Raw genomic sequence first — 16,039 nt, 5'->3', positions numbered from 1 at the left:
TGGCAGTGGCAGTTTACAGTTAACGTGCTATACAAGTACCAATAAACTAATGAACAAGTGAACCAATGAACAACTAACCATGGTAGGAAATTACATTAAAACCACTGTGCGTGGCCTGATGAAAAACCGGGCTTACAGCTTTTTGAATATAGCCGGTTTGGCCATTGGAGTAGCTTGTGCATCTATGATATTTTTATGGGTGCAGGACGAGCTTACTTTTAATCATAATTTTGTGAAGCGGGATAATCTGTACACGGTTCGTGAAAATCAAACCTATGATGGTAAAACATCTACATTTAGGGCCACTCCGGGGCCAATGGCTGCGTCGCTTAAGGCCGATATTCCGGGCGTAAAAAATGCTGCCCGTATGGCAGGTTCTGATAATATTGTATTTGCGCTCGGTGATAAAGCAATCAACGAAAATGGTTCCTATACCGACGCGGAGATCTTCCCGATGCTGAAACTCTCATTTGTACAGGGCGATGAAGCAAATGTTTTTCACGAACTGCATTCGGTAGTGATCAGCACTACCATGGCTAAAAAGTTTTTTGGTGAAGCCAACCCGGTGGGCAAGGCTTTGAAGATGAACAATGAGCAGGATTTTACGGTTACTGGGGTGTTTACAGATCTTCCTAAAAACTCTACCTTCCAGATGCAATGGTTCGCACCCCTGAAAAATATCGATCATATGCAGCCATGGATGCAGGACTGGGGAGCTAACTGGGCCCGAACTTATGTGGAGCTGGAACCATCGGCAGATGTTAATTCCGTTAACAAAAAGCTTGCTAACTACATCGGTACTAAGAAAAACGGTAATAAAACAGTGTCATTCCTTTTCGCGATGAACGACTGGAACCTGCGCGATAAATTTACCGATGGTAAAATGGATGGCGGAAGGATTGAATATGTTCGCCTGTTTTCGGCGATTGCCTTTATCATTCTTATCATAGCCTGTATTAATTTCATGAACCTCTCAACGGCCCGTTCCGAAAAACGGGCCAAAGAGGTTGGCGTTCGTAAAGTAATGGGCGCCGGTAGGGGTAAGCTTGTAGCCCAGTTTATAGGTGAGGCTTTGATCATGGCATTCATTGCCGTTATTATAGCGGTGCTTTTAGTTTACGCTGCGCTGCCATCGTTCAATAACATGGTTCAAAAGGAACTTAATATAGATTTATTGCAGCCCCTGCATTTAACTTATCTACTGTCGATAGGTTTTGTTACCGGTTTACTGGCTGGCAGCTATCCCGCGTTTTACCTGTCATCGTTTAACCCTATTGCGGTATTAAAAAATATCAAATTACCATCGGCGGCGGGCGCAGGTTTCATCAGGCAAAGTTTGGTGGTGATCCAGTTTTCGGTATCGATTATACTTATCATCGGTACAGTAATCATATATCAACAAATTCAGCACGTAAAAAACAGGGAACTGGGTTATGAAAAAGACAACCTTGTTTACATTGATACCAAAGGCAAAATAACCGACCATTTTACCGCGATAAATAATGAGCTGAAGCAAACCGGTGTTGTAGCCGATGCGTCATTAAGCGAATATCCTATTTTGCAGATCTGGAGTAATACCGATAATTTTTCATGGGATGGTAAGGTCGCATCAAAAAATCCGCTGATCACTATTGAAAGTGTAAGCCCCCAGTTTGTATCAACCATGAATATGAAGCTGCTTGCAGGCAGGGATTTTTATGCCAATGCCACGCTTGATAGTAGCAACGTGATCATTAACGAAGCCTTTGCCAAACAAATGGGTAAGGCCGGTCATGTGGGTGGTATTATCAGGGATGGTGGCAGTAAGCCTTACCAAATAGCCGGGATTATTAAAGATTTCCTTTATAATGATATGTATGTTTCTGGCGCACCGCTGATGTTGTTTAACCGCCCGCAAAACAATAACATCTTAACTATCCGCTTTAAACAGGGCGTCAATTTAACCGCTGCCCTTGCAAAAGCCGGCGAAGTTTATAAACGTGCCAACCCGGGTTATCCTTTCGAATACAAGTTTGTTGATAGTGATTTTGATGATCTATTTAAAACAGAAGCCCTTACGGGTAAGCTGGCTGGCGTGTTTGCATCGTTGGCTATTGTAATATCCTGCCTGGGCTTATTTGGTTTAGCTGCTTACACCGCCGAAAGAAGAATTAAGGAAATAGGTATCCGCAAAGTGCTTGGGGCATCTGTGGCGGGTTTAACCGGCCTGCTATCGCGTGATTTTTTAAAACTGGTTGCAGTTTCCTGCCTGATAGCCTTTCCGGTTGCATGGTACGCTACCAATAACTGGCTGCAAAGTTACCAATACCGGGTAACTGTACAATGGTGGGTATTTGCCGTTGCCGGGATAGCCGCGATTTTTATAGCGCTGGCTACTGTAAGTTTTCAGGCTGTTAACGCCGCGCTGAGTAACCCGGTAAAAAGCCTCCGTTCGGAATAAGTTAGTCATTGAATCATTTGCTTTGCGTCATTAAGTCATTGATACGGCGTAAAGCAAAGAATGACTTAATGATCAAATGACGCAAAGCAAATGACATATTATAAATGACCTAATGATATAAGAGATGCTGAGGAATTATATAACAATCGCCTGGCGCAATATCCTTAACAATAAGGTTTACAGCGCAATTAATATACTGGGGCTTGCCGCGGGGATGGCGGTTGCGTTGATGATTGGCCTTTGGGTAGCTAACGAGTACTCATACGACAGGTTTTTGCCCAATTATGAGCAGCTGTACCAGGTTGAGCAGCATTTTACTACCCAGCATGATGGCGAGCATACACAAACTGCGGTTTCATTACCATTGGCTGAAGTGTTGCGTAAAGAGATCCCCGGGATAAAACGGGTTGCCGAAACCGATTGGATAGGGATGCAATGGCATGATTTGCTGGTGGGTGATAAAAAGCTTTATGTTGCCGGGGGCGCAGCCAACCCCGATTTTTTACAGATCTTTAAATATACCTTTGTAAAGGGCAACGCCAAAGATGTGTTTAGCCAACCAAATTCTATCATCCTGAACGAATCGACCGCGATAGCCCTTTTTGGTGATGCCGACCCGATCAATAAAGTAGTGCGTTACGATAACAGCCAGAACTTAAAGGTAACCGGCATTATAAAAGATATTCCCAAAAACGCCACACTGCAGTTTAGTTTTTTAACACCTTTCAGCTTTAAAGAAGCAACCGAAGGCTGGATGAAAGGTGCCCGCACCATGTGGACAAACAACTCGTTCAACATGTACCTGGAGCTGCAGCCAGGCGTAACTATGGAGCAGATAGCGCCTAAAATTAAAAACGTCGTATATGATCATAGTGAACAAATGCGCCCGGGTAAGCCTGAAGTGATCATCCACCCCTTAAAAAAATGGCACCTGTATAATGACTTCAAAAATGGGAAGGCTGTAGGCGGTTTTATTGATTATGTGCGCATGTTCAGTGTGATAGGTATTTTGGTGTTGCTCATTGCCTGCATCAATTTCATGAACCTTTCCACTGCCCGGTCTGAAAAGCGAGCCCGTGAGGTAGGCGTACGCAAAGCCATCGGATCCCAACGAAGCGATCTGATAGCCCAGTTCCTGGCCGAATCTGTAATGATCACTTTCATTTCATTTTTGTTGTCGATAGTGATGGTACAGCTGGCCATTCCGTCGTTTAATGCAATTGTGGGCAGTGCTATCAGCATCCCGTATACTAATATTTTGTTTTGGGCTGTGATGATAGCCTATGTGCTGTTTACTGGTTTATTGGCAGGTAGTCGCCCAGCATTTTACTTATCGTCATTTAATCCTGTGCAGGTATTAAAGGGCACTATCAAGGTTGGTAAATCGGCTTCATTGCCGCGTAAGGTTTTGGTGGTAATGCAGTTTAGCTGTTCGGTTGCTTTGATTATCAGTACTATCATTGTTTATCAACAAATTCAATATGCTAAAAACAGGCCTACCGGTTACAGCTCAGCCCGGTTAATGATGACCGACATGAGCGGCGATCTTGAAAAAAACTACAGTGCCCTTAAAAATGATTTGCTGGCAAGTGGTATGGTGGAAAGTGTTGCTTCAGCATCAAGCCCAATTACAAATATTTATAGTCATACAGGTATCGATAACTGGCCGGGAAAAGCCGGTGGAGAAACAGGCATAAATGTTGGTTCGATATCAGTATCTCCCAATTATTTTAAAACATTGGGTATGAACCTGAAGGAAGGCCGGGATTTTTCGGCAGAGTGGGCCGCCGATACAACCAATGTTATCATCAATGAAGCTGCAGTAAAACGCATGGGATTGAAAGATCCGATTAACAAAGTGATAAATTACAGCTTTATGGGGCGGGTCCACATTATAGGGGTGGTTAAAGATGCCTTGATGGAATCACCGTTTACTCCTGTGCAGCCGGCTGTATTTAACCATGGACGCGGCGGCAATAACATCATGTACCGCCTGGCGCCGAACGTAAATATGCAGGATGCTATTAAACGGATAGGAAAGATCTTCGATACCTACAACCCTGCATATCCATACATTTACCAGTTTGTTGATGAGGAGTATAACCGCAAGTTTAGTCTTGAAGCATTAGTTGGCAAACTGGCCGGTGTGTTTGCCGGATTAGCTATTTTCATATCATGTCTTGGTTTGTTTGGGTTAGCCGCTTACGTGGCCGAACAACGTACTAAAGAGATAGGTATCCGCAAAGTATTGGGTGCTTCAATAGCGCAGGTGTGGCTGCTGCTGTCAAAAGAATTTATTTTACTGGTGATGTTAAGTTGCTTAATAGCAACGCCCGTGGCCTTTTATTTTTTGAAAGATTGGCTGCAAAAATATGATTACAGAATAATCATAGGTCCGGGAGTATTCATGCTTTCGGCAGTTGCTGCCATAATTATCACCCTGATCACCATAAGTTTCCAGGCTATAAAAGCAGCGCTGACAAATCCGGTGAAGAGTTTGCGCTCAGAATAGTCATTGGTTCACTTGTTCATTAGTTTCATTAGTGAACGCGGGCAAGTATAAACAATGGCTTATATGCGAGGGTGGTACCCAATAAACTAATGAACAAGTGAACTAATGAACATCATACTATGATCAAAAACTATATAAAAATTGCGTGGCGAAATTTGGTGCGTAACAAGGCTTATGCTACCATCAGTGTTATTGGTTTGGCTTTGGGGATAGCCTGCGGCGTATTAATTTTTACGCTTATTACCTACCACCTGAGCTTTGATACCTTTCATAAGGATAAAGACAGGATTTATCGTTTCTATACCGAGTGGCATGACCAGGGTGTAGAACGGGCCGGAGCCATACCGCAACCAATGGCGAAAGGATATCGTAATGACTTTGCATTTAGCGAAAAAACAGCAAGATATATTAGTTTTAACAAAACGCTGATCACTATTACTAAAGGAAGCGAAGTTAAAAAGTTTGGTGAGGATAACGGCGTTGCCTTCGTTGAGCCGGAGTATTTTGATATCCTGAATTTTCCACTGCTTAAAGGCGACAGGAAAACTATTCTTGCTAACCCGATGGAGGCCCTTATTACAGAAAAAATGGCCCAAAAATATTTCGGTAATGAGAATCCGATAGGCAAAGTTTTTAAGCTGGATAACAATATCAGCGTTACCGTAACAGGTGTGTTGCAGGATTTACCAAATAACACCGACCAAAAGCAGCAGATCTTTATTTCGTATGCAAGCATGGATGCTTATGCAGGTAAAGATCGCGAAAATAACTGGGGAGGCGTTTACAGTGGCTGTCAGGGCTTTACCAGGTTAAAGCCAGGGGTTACCAAAGCACAGGTTGAAACGGCTATGCTGCAATTGGTAAAGAAAAACTATACAGGTCGTGATTTACAGGTTTGGCGCTTTAAATTACAACCTATAGCCGAAATGCACTTTGACCGCGAGTTGGGTGGCTATGCCGATAAAAGCTATTTGTGGGCGCTGTTCTTTATCGGGGTGTTTCTGATTATCACTGCCTCCGTTAACTTTATAAACCTGGCTACAGCACAGGCATTAAACCGATCAAAAGAGGTAGGGATCCGTAAGGTGCTGGGCAGCCAGCCTTTTCAATTGTTCTGGCAGTTTATCGCAGAGACAGCAATTATCAGCGTTATAGCCGTTGGCGTAGCCATTGGTTTATCTGAAATCGCCCTGCCTGCATTGAATAAACTGTTTCACGCAAACATGGCCTTTAACTGGCCGCAGTTAAGCTTGTTTACAGTTTTTATTACAGTTATTGTAGTTTTTCTTTCCGGCTCATATCCGGGACTGGTGCTGGCAAGGTTTCAGCCTATTAAAGCGCTCAAAAGCAAACTTTCGCAAAAAGATGTTGGCGGGTTTTCACTGCGGAGGGTACTGGTGGTTACCCAATTTACCATCTCGCAGGTGCTGATCATTGGTACCATCATCGTGGTATCGCAATTGCATTATTCGCAAAATGCAGATCTTGGGTTCAATAAAAATGCCGTAGTGCTGGTGCCGCTTCCTCAAAACGATAAAATAAAGATGAGTACGATGCGCAACCGCATAACCGAAATCAAGGGGGTTGAAAATGTAACCTACTGTTATAGTGCGCCGGCAGCCCGTTCCAATAGCAATACGGGTATTCAATATGATAACCGCGCCGAGGATGAGCACTGGAGCATCAATACCAAACAAGCTGATGAAAATTACATTTCTACTTTCGGCATCAAACTGGTTGCCGGCAGAAATTTTTTCAAGGGCGATTCAGTAAAAGAACTTTTGGTGAATGAAACCTTTGTTAAAAAATTGCGCCTCAAACCGCAGGATGTACTTGGAAAGCAGATGGCTATTAATGGTCGGGATTATAAAGGAACCATTGTTGGCGTAATGAAGGATTTTTACAATTACTCCTTTCATACTGAAATTTCACCCCTTTGTGTAATGCCTAATTATCAGTCTCTTTCTAACGTAGCAATAAAAATAGATATGCGCAATGCTAAAGCTACCTTAGCTGCCATTGATAAGATCTGGAACGAAACCTTCCCTGAAGAATTATATTCATACCAATTTCTGGATGATACCATAGCTCATTTTTACGAAATGGATAATATCCTGTTAACGCTTGTTGAAGCGTTTGCCGGTATCGCTATTATCATAGGTTGTCTTGGTTTATATGGCCTGGTATCGTTTATGGCGGTACGTAAAACTAAAGAGATTGGGGTACGCAAGGTACTGGGTGCAAATATCAGCAGTATTTTATGGTTGTTTGGTAAGGAGTTTAGCATACTGTTGTTAATTGCGTTTATAATAGCTGCTCCGCTGGCCTGGTGGGCAATGCATAATTATTTAAAGGATTTTCAATACCGGATCAGTATCGGCCCGCAAATATTTGTTATATCGATACTATCGAGCCTTATAATAGCCTGGATCACGGTGGGTTATAGGGCCACCATGGCCGCGTTGGCCAACCCGGTTAAGAGTCTGCGCTCTGAATAGTTGGTCATTGAGTCATTTTGCTTCGCGTCATTAAGTTATTGCAAAGACGTAAAGCAAAAATGACTTAATGACCATTAGAATGACCTAATGATATAAAATATGCTTAGAAATTACATCAAAATAGCCTGGCGAAACATCGCCAATAACAAGGCTTATACAGCTATCAATGTTTTGGGATTGGCAGCCGGGATGGCTGTTGCCCTGATGATAGCACTTTGGGTTGCCAATGAATATTCATATGACAGGTTTTTGCCCGATGCAGACCGGGTATACCAGGTACGCCGTAATTTTAACAGTAATGGCGAAACACTTACGTTTAGTTCAACTTCGCTGAAGCTATCCGATGTGTTACACACCATTCCTGAAATTGAATCTGTAGCACCTACCGACTGGACAGGTACGCATGGCCTGATAGTTGGTGATAAAAAATTATCGATTACCGGATTACAAGCAGGAAGCGATTTTCTGAAAATCTTTTCTTATTCTATGTTGCAGGGCAGCCGTTCATCAGCTTTGAAGGATGCCTATTCAATTGTTTTAACAAAGGCCACCGCCATTGCTTTGTTCGGTACGGAGAATGTGATTAATAAAGTTGTACGGATAGATAACGCGTATAATCTGAAGGTTACCGGTGTAATTCAGGATGTTCCCTCAAACTCGTCGATGCAATTCAGGTTCGTGATACCTTTTAGCCTTTTGGAGCAGACACAGCCCTACATGAAAGGTGCTCATGACAGTTTTGGCAACAATAGTTTTCAGATTTTTGTGAAACTTAAGCCTGGTGTAAGCTATCCCAAACTTGCTGCCAAGATCAGGAATATCGAAAAAGGAGAGGATAACATCAACGCTAAAAACTCCGAAGTGATCATGCAGCCAATGCTTGACTGGCACCTGTATTCTGACTATAAGAATGGTGTTGCCAGTGCTGGCTTTATTGATTATGTGCACATCTTTAGTGTGATCGGTGTACTGGTATTATTGATAGCATGCGTTAATTTCATCAACCTAACAACGGCGCGTTCCGAAAAGCGCGCCCGCGAAGTAGGGATCCGCAAGGCTATTGGCTCGCAGCGTCAACACCTCATCTTTCAGTTTCTGACCGAATCGGCCTTGATCACCTTTATATCTTTTATTTGCTCGATACTTTTTGTACAGATTGCGCTTGCCCCGTTTAACGCGCTTACAGGTACTACAATCACCATACCTTTTAATAATATCACTTTCTGGCTTGTAGCTATTGGCTGTATGTTGCTTACTGCCTTAATCGCCGGTAGCAGGCCTGCATTTTATCTTTCTTCATTTAATCCGGTTAAAGTTTTAAAAGGCACTATCCAGGTTGGCCGCTCTGCATCTTACTCCCGTAAAATATTGGTGGTAATGCAGTTTAGTTGTTCTATTGCGCTGATCATTAGTACGGTAGTGATCTATAAACAAATCCAGTATGCCAAAAACAGACCTAATGGGTACGATCTCAACAGATTGATGGCGACAAATGCCAACGATGACCTCGGTAAACACTTTGATGCTTTCAAAAATGAATTGATTCAAAGCGGAATGGTGCAAAGCGTTTCATCGGCATCAAGTGCTGTTACCGATATTGATATGCACAACGATATTGACCAATGGCCAGGGAAATTTGCCGGTGAAACCGTTGAAATGGGCGTAATAGCTGTAGCCAATGATTATTTCAAGACTGTGGGTATGAAAATGCTTGCGGGAAGAGATTTTAACAATGCAATTTCAGATTCATTAAACATTATTTTTAATGAAGCAGCGATTAAGCGCCTGCGACTTAAAGGTGACCCGATAAGCCAGGTAATAACTTATGGTGGTAAGAAATGTAAGATAATTGGCGTAGTAAAAAACGCGCTGATGCTATCGCCATTTGCACAGGCCGACCCAACTATGTTTTTATACAATAACGATCCGCATGGGAATATGATTTACCGCCTTTCGCCAAAGACAAACCCTCATGATGCAATTGATAAAATAGGGCAGGTGTTTTCAAAATACAGCCCGGCTTATCCTTATACATATCGCTTTGTTGATGATGATTACAACCGCAAATTTGGTCAGGAAGTATTGGTAGGTAAGCTGTCGGGCATATTTGCCGGTCTGGCCATTTTTATCTCATGCCTTGGACTGTTTGGCTTAGCGGCATACATCGCAGAGCAGCGCACTAAAGAAATTGGAGTACGCAAGGTATTAGGTGCAACAGTAAGCCAGCTATGGTTTTTACTATCGAAGGATTTTGTATTGCTGGTACTTATCAGTTGCGTAATAGCATCACCGGTGGCATTTTACTTTTTGCAGGGCTGGTTACAAAAATATGATTACAGAATAACCGTAGGGCCCGGTGTGTTTATCTTATCAGCGATAGCGGCTATAGTGATTACACTGGCAACAATTAGTTTCCAGGCTATTAAAGCGGCGATTGCCAACCCTGTTAAAAGTTTACGCTCTGAATAATTGATTGGTCATTGAATCATTTGCTCCGCGTCATTAAGTCATTGATAAAGTAGCAAAGCAAAAATGACTTAATGACCCAATGACATAATGAAATAAAGAGATGATAAAAAATTACTTCAAAACCGCCTGGCGGAATATCTGGAAAAGCAAGGTTTTTTCGGCTATTAACATTTTTGGATTGGCCGTAGGCATGGCAGCTTGTATAGTAATCACACTGTTTGTGTATTACGAAAAAAGCTTCGATAGCCTGCACACCAAAAATATCTACCGCTTAAACGAGGTGCAAAAGTTTGAGGGCATGGGAGCCACGCAAAAAGTTGCCTTATCTATGTTTCCGATGGGGCCGACGCTTAAGGCCGATTTTCCGGAAATAAAAAACTTTACCCGTGTGCGCTGGCAGCAAAAATTTCCGCTCAACAACGGACTTAAACGTGTATACATGCCACAGGTGTTCTTTGTGGACTCGGTTTTTTTGAAGATGTTTGATTTTAAACTACTGAGAGGTGACCGGGCAACTGCTTTGTTAAAACCACGCAGCGTTTTGTTAACCGAAGATGCTGCAAAACGCATATTTGGTAATGACGACCCGGTAGGTAAAACCGTTACCAATTACGGGCAGGATACCATAACTTATTCGGTTACAGGTATATTAGCTAACGTTCCCAAAAATTCACAATTGCAGTTTGATTGCCTGTTTTCGTTCAGCAGTATTTATAAACCCTGGATGTTTACCAATTGGGGCGGAAACTGGCTAAACACTTATCTTGAACTGGCTCCCGGCACCAACGTGGCAGCACTTGAAAAGAAATTTCCGGCTTATCTTGAAAAATACAGGGGCAAAGGAGGTTCTAAAAGTTATGAGCTTTTCTTGTTATCCCTTAAGGATGTGCATTCTAATTCGGCCGATATAGGGTTGGATTATATCAACTATCAAAAATTTGATAAGCATATCACTAACTTATTTACGGTGATTGGCATTATTGTTCTGATCATTGCATGTATCAATTTTATTAACCTTTCAACCGCACGTTCATCAGAGCGGGCTAAAGAAGTTGGCGTGCGCAAGTCTATCGGTGCCGGCCGTTTTCAATTGGCAATGCAGTTTCTTGGCGAAACGGTGTTGCTTTCCCTGATAGCTTTGGTTTTTGCCTGTATTTTGGTAAGCATTGCAATCCCTTTTGTAAATAGTTTAAGTCAGCGCGATATCAGTTTGTCATTGCACGATAACAAGATGCTTATAGGAGTGGTGCTTATAAGTACAGTACTTGTTGGTATTATTTCGGGCATATACCCGGCACTTTTCCTATCGTCGTTTCAGCCCGTTAAGGTATTGAAGGGAGCTATAGCATCGGTAGGAGGTAATAGGGTGCCGTTGCGAAATATTTTGGTTGTGGGCCAGTTTACAAGCGCTGTGATTTTGATGATTGCAACCGTGCTGGTTATCAAACAGCTTAAGTTTATGCAAAAAAAGGATCCCGGTTTTAACCGAGATCAGATTGTAAATGTTCCTTTAGGCTTGATCCCGCAAAATAAATATGATGTGTTTAAACAGGAACTGCTCTCCAATTCAATGGTGCAGGGAGTCACTGCATCACAGGATATTTTAGGCAGCCACCTTGATCAAACCGGGATCTCATTTAAACTGGGCGATTCGCCTTTGCGCCAGCTTACATCAACCTTGCTGGTAGTTGATAATAATTACCTTGATCTGTATAAGATCAAACTGCTGATGGGTAAAAACTTTTCTACCGATACATCGGCAGTCTGGAAGCAGTATATCATTAATGAAGCGCTGGCTAAAGAGCTGCTGAAAGATCATAAAGGGAAAAACATGGAATCCTTATTGGGGCAAAGGTTTGGTTTTGATTCGCTGGGCGTAATCACCGGTATAGCTAAAGATTTCAATTTCAATTCCCTGCATTATAAAATTGAAACGTTGTTTTTGGTAAATGGTAAAGGGTTCAACCAAATGTCTGTTAAGATCAACGGTGGCAGGGCTAAGGAAGCTGTAGCATTTATTCAATCAACCTGGATGAAAGAATTTCCGGGAATACCTTTTGAATACCAGTTTCTTGATGATCATTTTAAAGAAGTTTACAGCGTTGACAACCAGGTAAGCACCGTAGTGAGTATTTTAGCTGGGTTGATCATCGTTGTATCCTGTTTGGGACTGTTTGGTCTGGCATCGTATTCGGCCGAGAAACGGGTTAAAGAAATTGGTGTGCGCAAAGTGCTTGGTGCATCGGTACAAAATATAGTGATGCTGCTTTCGGGCCATTTTGTAAAACTGGTATTGATTGCCAACGTTATAGCCTGGCCAATCGCCTTTTACGCCATGAGTAAATGGCTGCAGGATTTTGCCTACCGCATTGATATCAGCTGGTGGGTATTTGGTATTGCGGGGTTCACCTCGCTCATCATTGCATTTGCGACGGTGAGTTTTCAGGCCATTAAAGCGGCGGTGGCTAATCCGGTTAAAAGCCTTAGATCCGAATAAGTCATTAGATCATTTGCTTCGCATCATTAAGTCATTGAACAGTTCAAAAAAAAGTGACTTAATGACCTAATGGTTCAATGACTTTTCAAAAAAAATGACCTAATGACCTAATGACACAAGGTAAATGATATAAAGAATGATTAAAAACTATATAAAAACAGCATGGCGTAACCTGGTTATAAACAAAGTTACTTCATTAATAAGTATTGCAGGTTTGGCAGTTGGAATAGGTTGCTTTATATTATTGGCTACCTATTTATTAAATGAACTGCGGTATGATAGGTTTCATGTTAACGCCAGTCGCATAGTGCGTGTGGCTTATAATTACAAGTCGTCGGATGATGCAGAGGCAAAATCAACGTCGGTAACGCCAACCGCGCCGGTACCTGTATTTAAGCAGCAATTACAGGAGATTGAGGATGGCGTACGAATTTACTGGTACAATAACCCGGTACAATACCAGAATAAATTATTTAATGAGAAACGGTTCCTGTTAGCTGATGAGCCATTTTTCAAAATCTTCAGCTTTAAGTTTTTGCGGGGTAGCGCTGCAACCGCACTTAAAGACCCGTCGGCTGTGGTGATTACTGCATCTACCGCAAAAAAATACTTTGGTAGTGAGGATGCTATGGGCAAGGTTTTGAAGGTTAATAACAAACAAAACATGATGGTTAGCGGCGTGGTAGAGGATGTGCCCGAGTATTCGCAGATCAAGTTTGACATGGTAGGCTCGTATGCTATTACCGAACACTCTAAAACGCGCAGATGGGATTCGGCTAACGATTATTCATACCTGCTGTTAAAGCCGGGAAGTAACATTGCTTCGGTTGAGCAAAAAATGAATATCTACGTAGCTGAGATGTTTAAAGATGATTTCAGACAAGGGCATAAAATATGGTTCACGCTTGAGCTATTAACTGATGTCCACCTTAAATCGGAAGCTACCTACCCGCTAACGCCATCCGGCAATATCAAATATATTTACATTTTAGGCGCAGTAGCGGTTATTTTGTTGCTGCTGGCTTGTGTAAACTTCTTAAACCTGGTAACAGCCAAAGCCATAGAACGCGGTCACGAAATAGGGGTAAGAAAGGTAATGGGCGCGGCACGTACGCAACTTTTTACACAGTTTATCATCGAATCTGCTATGATCACCCTTGTGTCACTGTTAGGGGGCTTGTTTTTGGCTGATGTAAGTTTCAAGTGGTTTAGTGATTTTTCGGGCCAGCATTTAGGGTTTCAAACCTGGAATACATCGTGGTTGATCATGGCATTGCTGGGTTTGTTTATAACAGTGACATTTTTAGCCGGGACTTATCCGTCATTGTATCTGTCGGCTTTTAATCCTATTGTTACTTTGAAGGGGAAACTCACAAATGCCTCTGGCGGCCGGGCTTTACGCAGATCGTTGGTTATATTTCAGTTTGTGGTATCTGTGTTTTTCATGATTTGTACGGTTATAGCCGGCAGCCAACTGCGGTACATTCAGCATTTGAATATCGGCATCGATAGGTCGCAGGTAATGGTGATAGATATCGGCGGCAAATCATTAAAAGATATTAAATCATTTAATAACGAGGTAACACGATTGCCCGGCGTACTAAGTGCAAGTGCTTCTTATGATTCACCGGTAGATGTTCACGGAGGGTATAGCATCAACAAAGCCGATGGCAAAAACAGTGATTATAACCTTTCGGTAACTGCTTTGCCGGTAGAACGCAGTTTCTTGAAAACACTCGGTATTAAATTGGTTCAAGGCAATGATTTTACCGATGCCGATGAGCAACGCTCTACCTTAACCGATGAAAATCAGCGCAGTTATGGCTTTATCATTAATGAAAAAGCCGCACAGGCATTGGGTTGGAAAGCTGAAGAAGCAGTAGGCAAACACATTGGCCTTAACGGACGTACCGGCGAAGTAAGAGGAGTTGTACAAAATTTTAACTTTGCTTCGCTTCATCAGGAAATTACGCCAATTGTAATGTTCACTGAGGATTATTTTGGTAAGATCCTTATCAAAACTTCGGGAAATAATACTGCCCAAACCATATCGGCAGTAAAAGAAAAATGGGCTGCCTTTAACCCGGCCACGCCTTTTGAATATCACTTTCTTGATCAGGAGTTTGATGATATGTACAAAGCCGAGCAACGCACCGGTTCAATACTAACCGCGTTTACTTTTGTTACTGTATTTATTTCCTGCCTCGGCCTATTCGGACTGGCGGTATTCTCCACCAGGCAAAGGGTAAAAGAAGTCGGAGTGCGCAAAGTATTGGGAGCAAGCGTTTTAAGTATAGTGAAACTTGTTTCGGGCGATTTTCTGAAACTGGTGATTATATCGGTTATCATAGCCTCGCCGATAGCCTGGTACGCCATGCACCGCTGGCTGCAGGATTTTGCATATAAGATCAGTATCCAAATATGGGTATTCATAGCTGCAGGTGCTGTAGCTATACTTATCGCTTTTATTACGGTTAGTGTACAATCTCTTAAAGCTGCACTTGCTAATCCGGTTAAGAGTCTGAGGTCCAGTGATTAGAGGTTGGTGGTTAGAGATTAGTTGAAAACATAGGAGGCCGGCTGTAAGAAAATATTTTTTACAGCCGGCCTTTTTGATTAAGTCAATTTTCGCAGCGGGTACGAGTAAGCTATCCTTAACTCCCAACTACATACTTGTTTCAGGAGAAGTAAAATTCAATATCTCAATCCGAAATCAAACTTAATCTAATCTCTAACCACCAACCTCTAATCACTAAACCCCACTGTATCATAACCGTACGCACCTTGTTACATAAGCGTACAGTAATGTTTTGATAAGATGATTTAATTTGTTGATAATTAGTTAGATATAACTTTGGTATGTTATTGATATGTTAATCGCAAAATGATGAGTATTATTGTTTAACTCATTTATTTACTAACAAACTAATTCAATAATTAAAAATGTTATCACTGCAGCATATTTCAAAGTATTTCCAGGTAGGGGGCAACAGAAACATCATCCTGAATGATCTCAGTCTTGAAGTTGACGAGGGCGAATTTATTTCTATCATGGGCCCTTCAGGTTCGGGTAAATCAACGTTGCTTAATATCATTGGTATGCTCGACGAACCATCGGATGGTTATCATTATTTTGAAGGTCATGCAGTGCATCAGCTTAAAGAAAAACAGCGCTCGGCCTTGTATAAGCAATACATTGGTTTCGTTTTCCAGGCTTATCACTTAATTGACGAATTGACTGTTTACGAAAACATTGAAACTCCGCTTATTTACCAGGATTTTAAAAGCGCAGAGCGTAAGGCTATGGTTGCTGATATGCTTGATCGCTTTAGCATCGTAGGTAAAAAGGATCTTTTTCCTGCACAGCTATCCGGGGGGCAGCAGCAGTTGGTGGGTATAGCCCGCGCACTTATCGCTAAACCCAAATTGTTATTAGCTGATGAACCAACCGGTAACCTCAATTCAAAACAAGGAGAGGAGATCATGGAGCTGTTCCGCAAGCTGAATAAGGAAGATGGCGTAACTATTATCCAGGTTACCCACTCCGAAAAAAATGCCGAATACGGTTCGCGCATTATCGACCTGCTGGACGGCCGGATCGATTCATCAAGAAAACTCTGAAC

Annotated in this window: 7 protein-coding genes; all 7 read left to right on the top strand. The window is 42.2% G+C overall.

Going from position 1 to position 16,039, the window contains the following annotated elements:
• The first annotated feature begins 79 nt into the window (after positions 1 to 79).
• Positions 80 to 2,440 carry an ABC transporter permease gene (locus AC59JO_RS09160; protein ID WP_497304842.1) on the top strand — a complete coding sequence of 787 codons (2,361 nt, stop codon included), beginning with the start codon at positions 80 to 82 and terminating at the stop codon, positions 2,438 to 2,440.
• A 124-nt stretch (positions 2,441 to 2,564) separates the two neighbouring features.
• A complete protein-coding gene (locus AC59JO_RS09155; protein WP_413667775.1) occupies positions 2,565 to 4,952 on the top strand; it encodes an ABC transporter permease in 2,388 nt (795 codons plus the stop codon).
• Positions 4,953 to 5,071: 119 nt separating this feature from the next.
• Positions 5,072 to 7,450 carry an ABC transporter permease gene (locus AC59JO_RS09150; RefSeq protein WP_413667776.1) on the top strand — a complete coding sequence of 793 codons (2,379 nt, stop codon included), beginning with the start codon at positions 5,072 to 5,074 and terminating at the stop codon, positions 7,448 to 7,450.
• 99 nt (positions 7,451 to 7,549) lie between these two features.
• Positions 7,550 to 9,919, top strand: coding sequence for an ABC transporter permease (locus tag AC59JO_RS09145; RefSeq protein ID WP_497304839.1), 2,370 nt, complete (start codon positions 7,550 to 7,552; stop codon positions 9,917 to 9,919).
• 100 nt (positions 9,920 to 10,019) lie between these two features.
• On the top strand, positions 10,020 to 12,416 hold the full coding sequence (locus AC59JO_RS09140; protein ID WP_497304837.1) for an ABC transporter permease: 2,397 nt from the start codon (positions 10,020 to 10,022) through the stop codon (positions 12,414 to 12,416).
• 136 nt (positions 12,417 to 12,552) lie between these two features.
• On the top strand, positions 12,553 to 14,955 hold the full coding sequence (locus tag AC59JO_RS09135; RefSeq protein ID WP_497304835.1) for an ABC transporter permease: 2,403 nt from the start codon (positions 12,553 to 12,555) through the stop codon (positions 14,953 to 14,955).
• 404 nt (positions 14,956 to 15,359) lie between these two features.
• Entirely contained in the window at positions 15,360 to 16,037 is a 678-nt protein-coding gene (locus AC59JO_RS09130; protein ID WP_112569202.1) for an ABC transporter ATP-binding protein, read from the top strand.
• Positions 16,038 to 16,039: the final 2 nt, after the last annotated feature.

The organism is Mucilaginibacter sp. A5337 (assembly GCF_059690695.1).
This window is presented reverse-complemented; position numbering and strand designations above follow the sequence as displayed.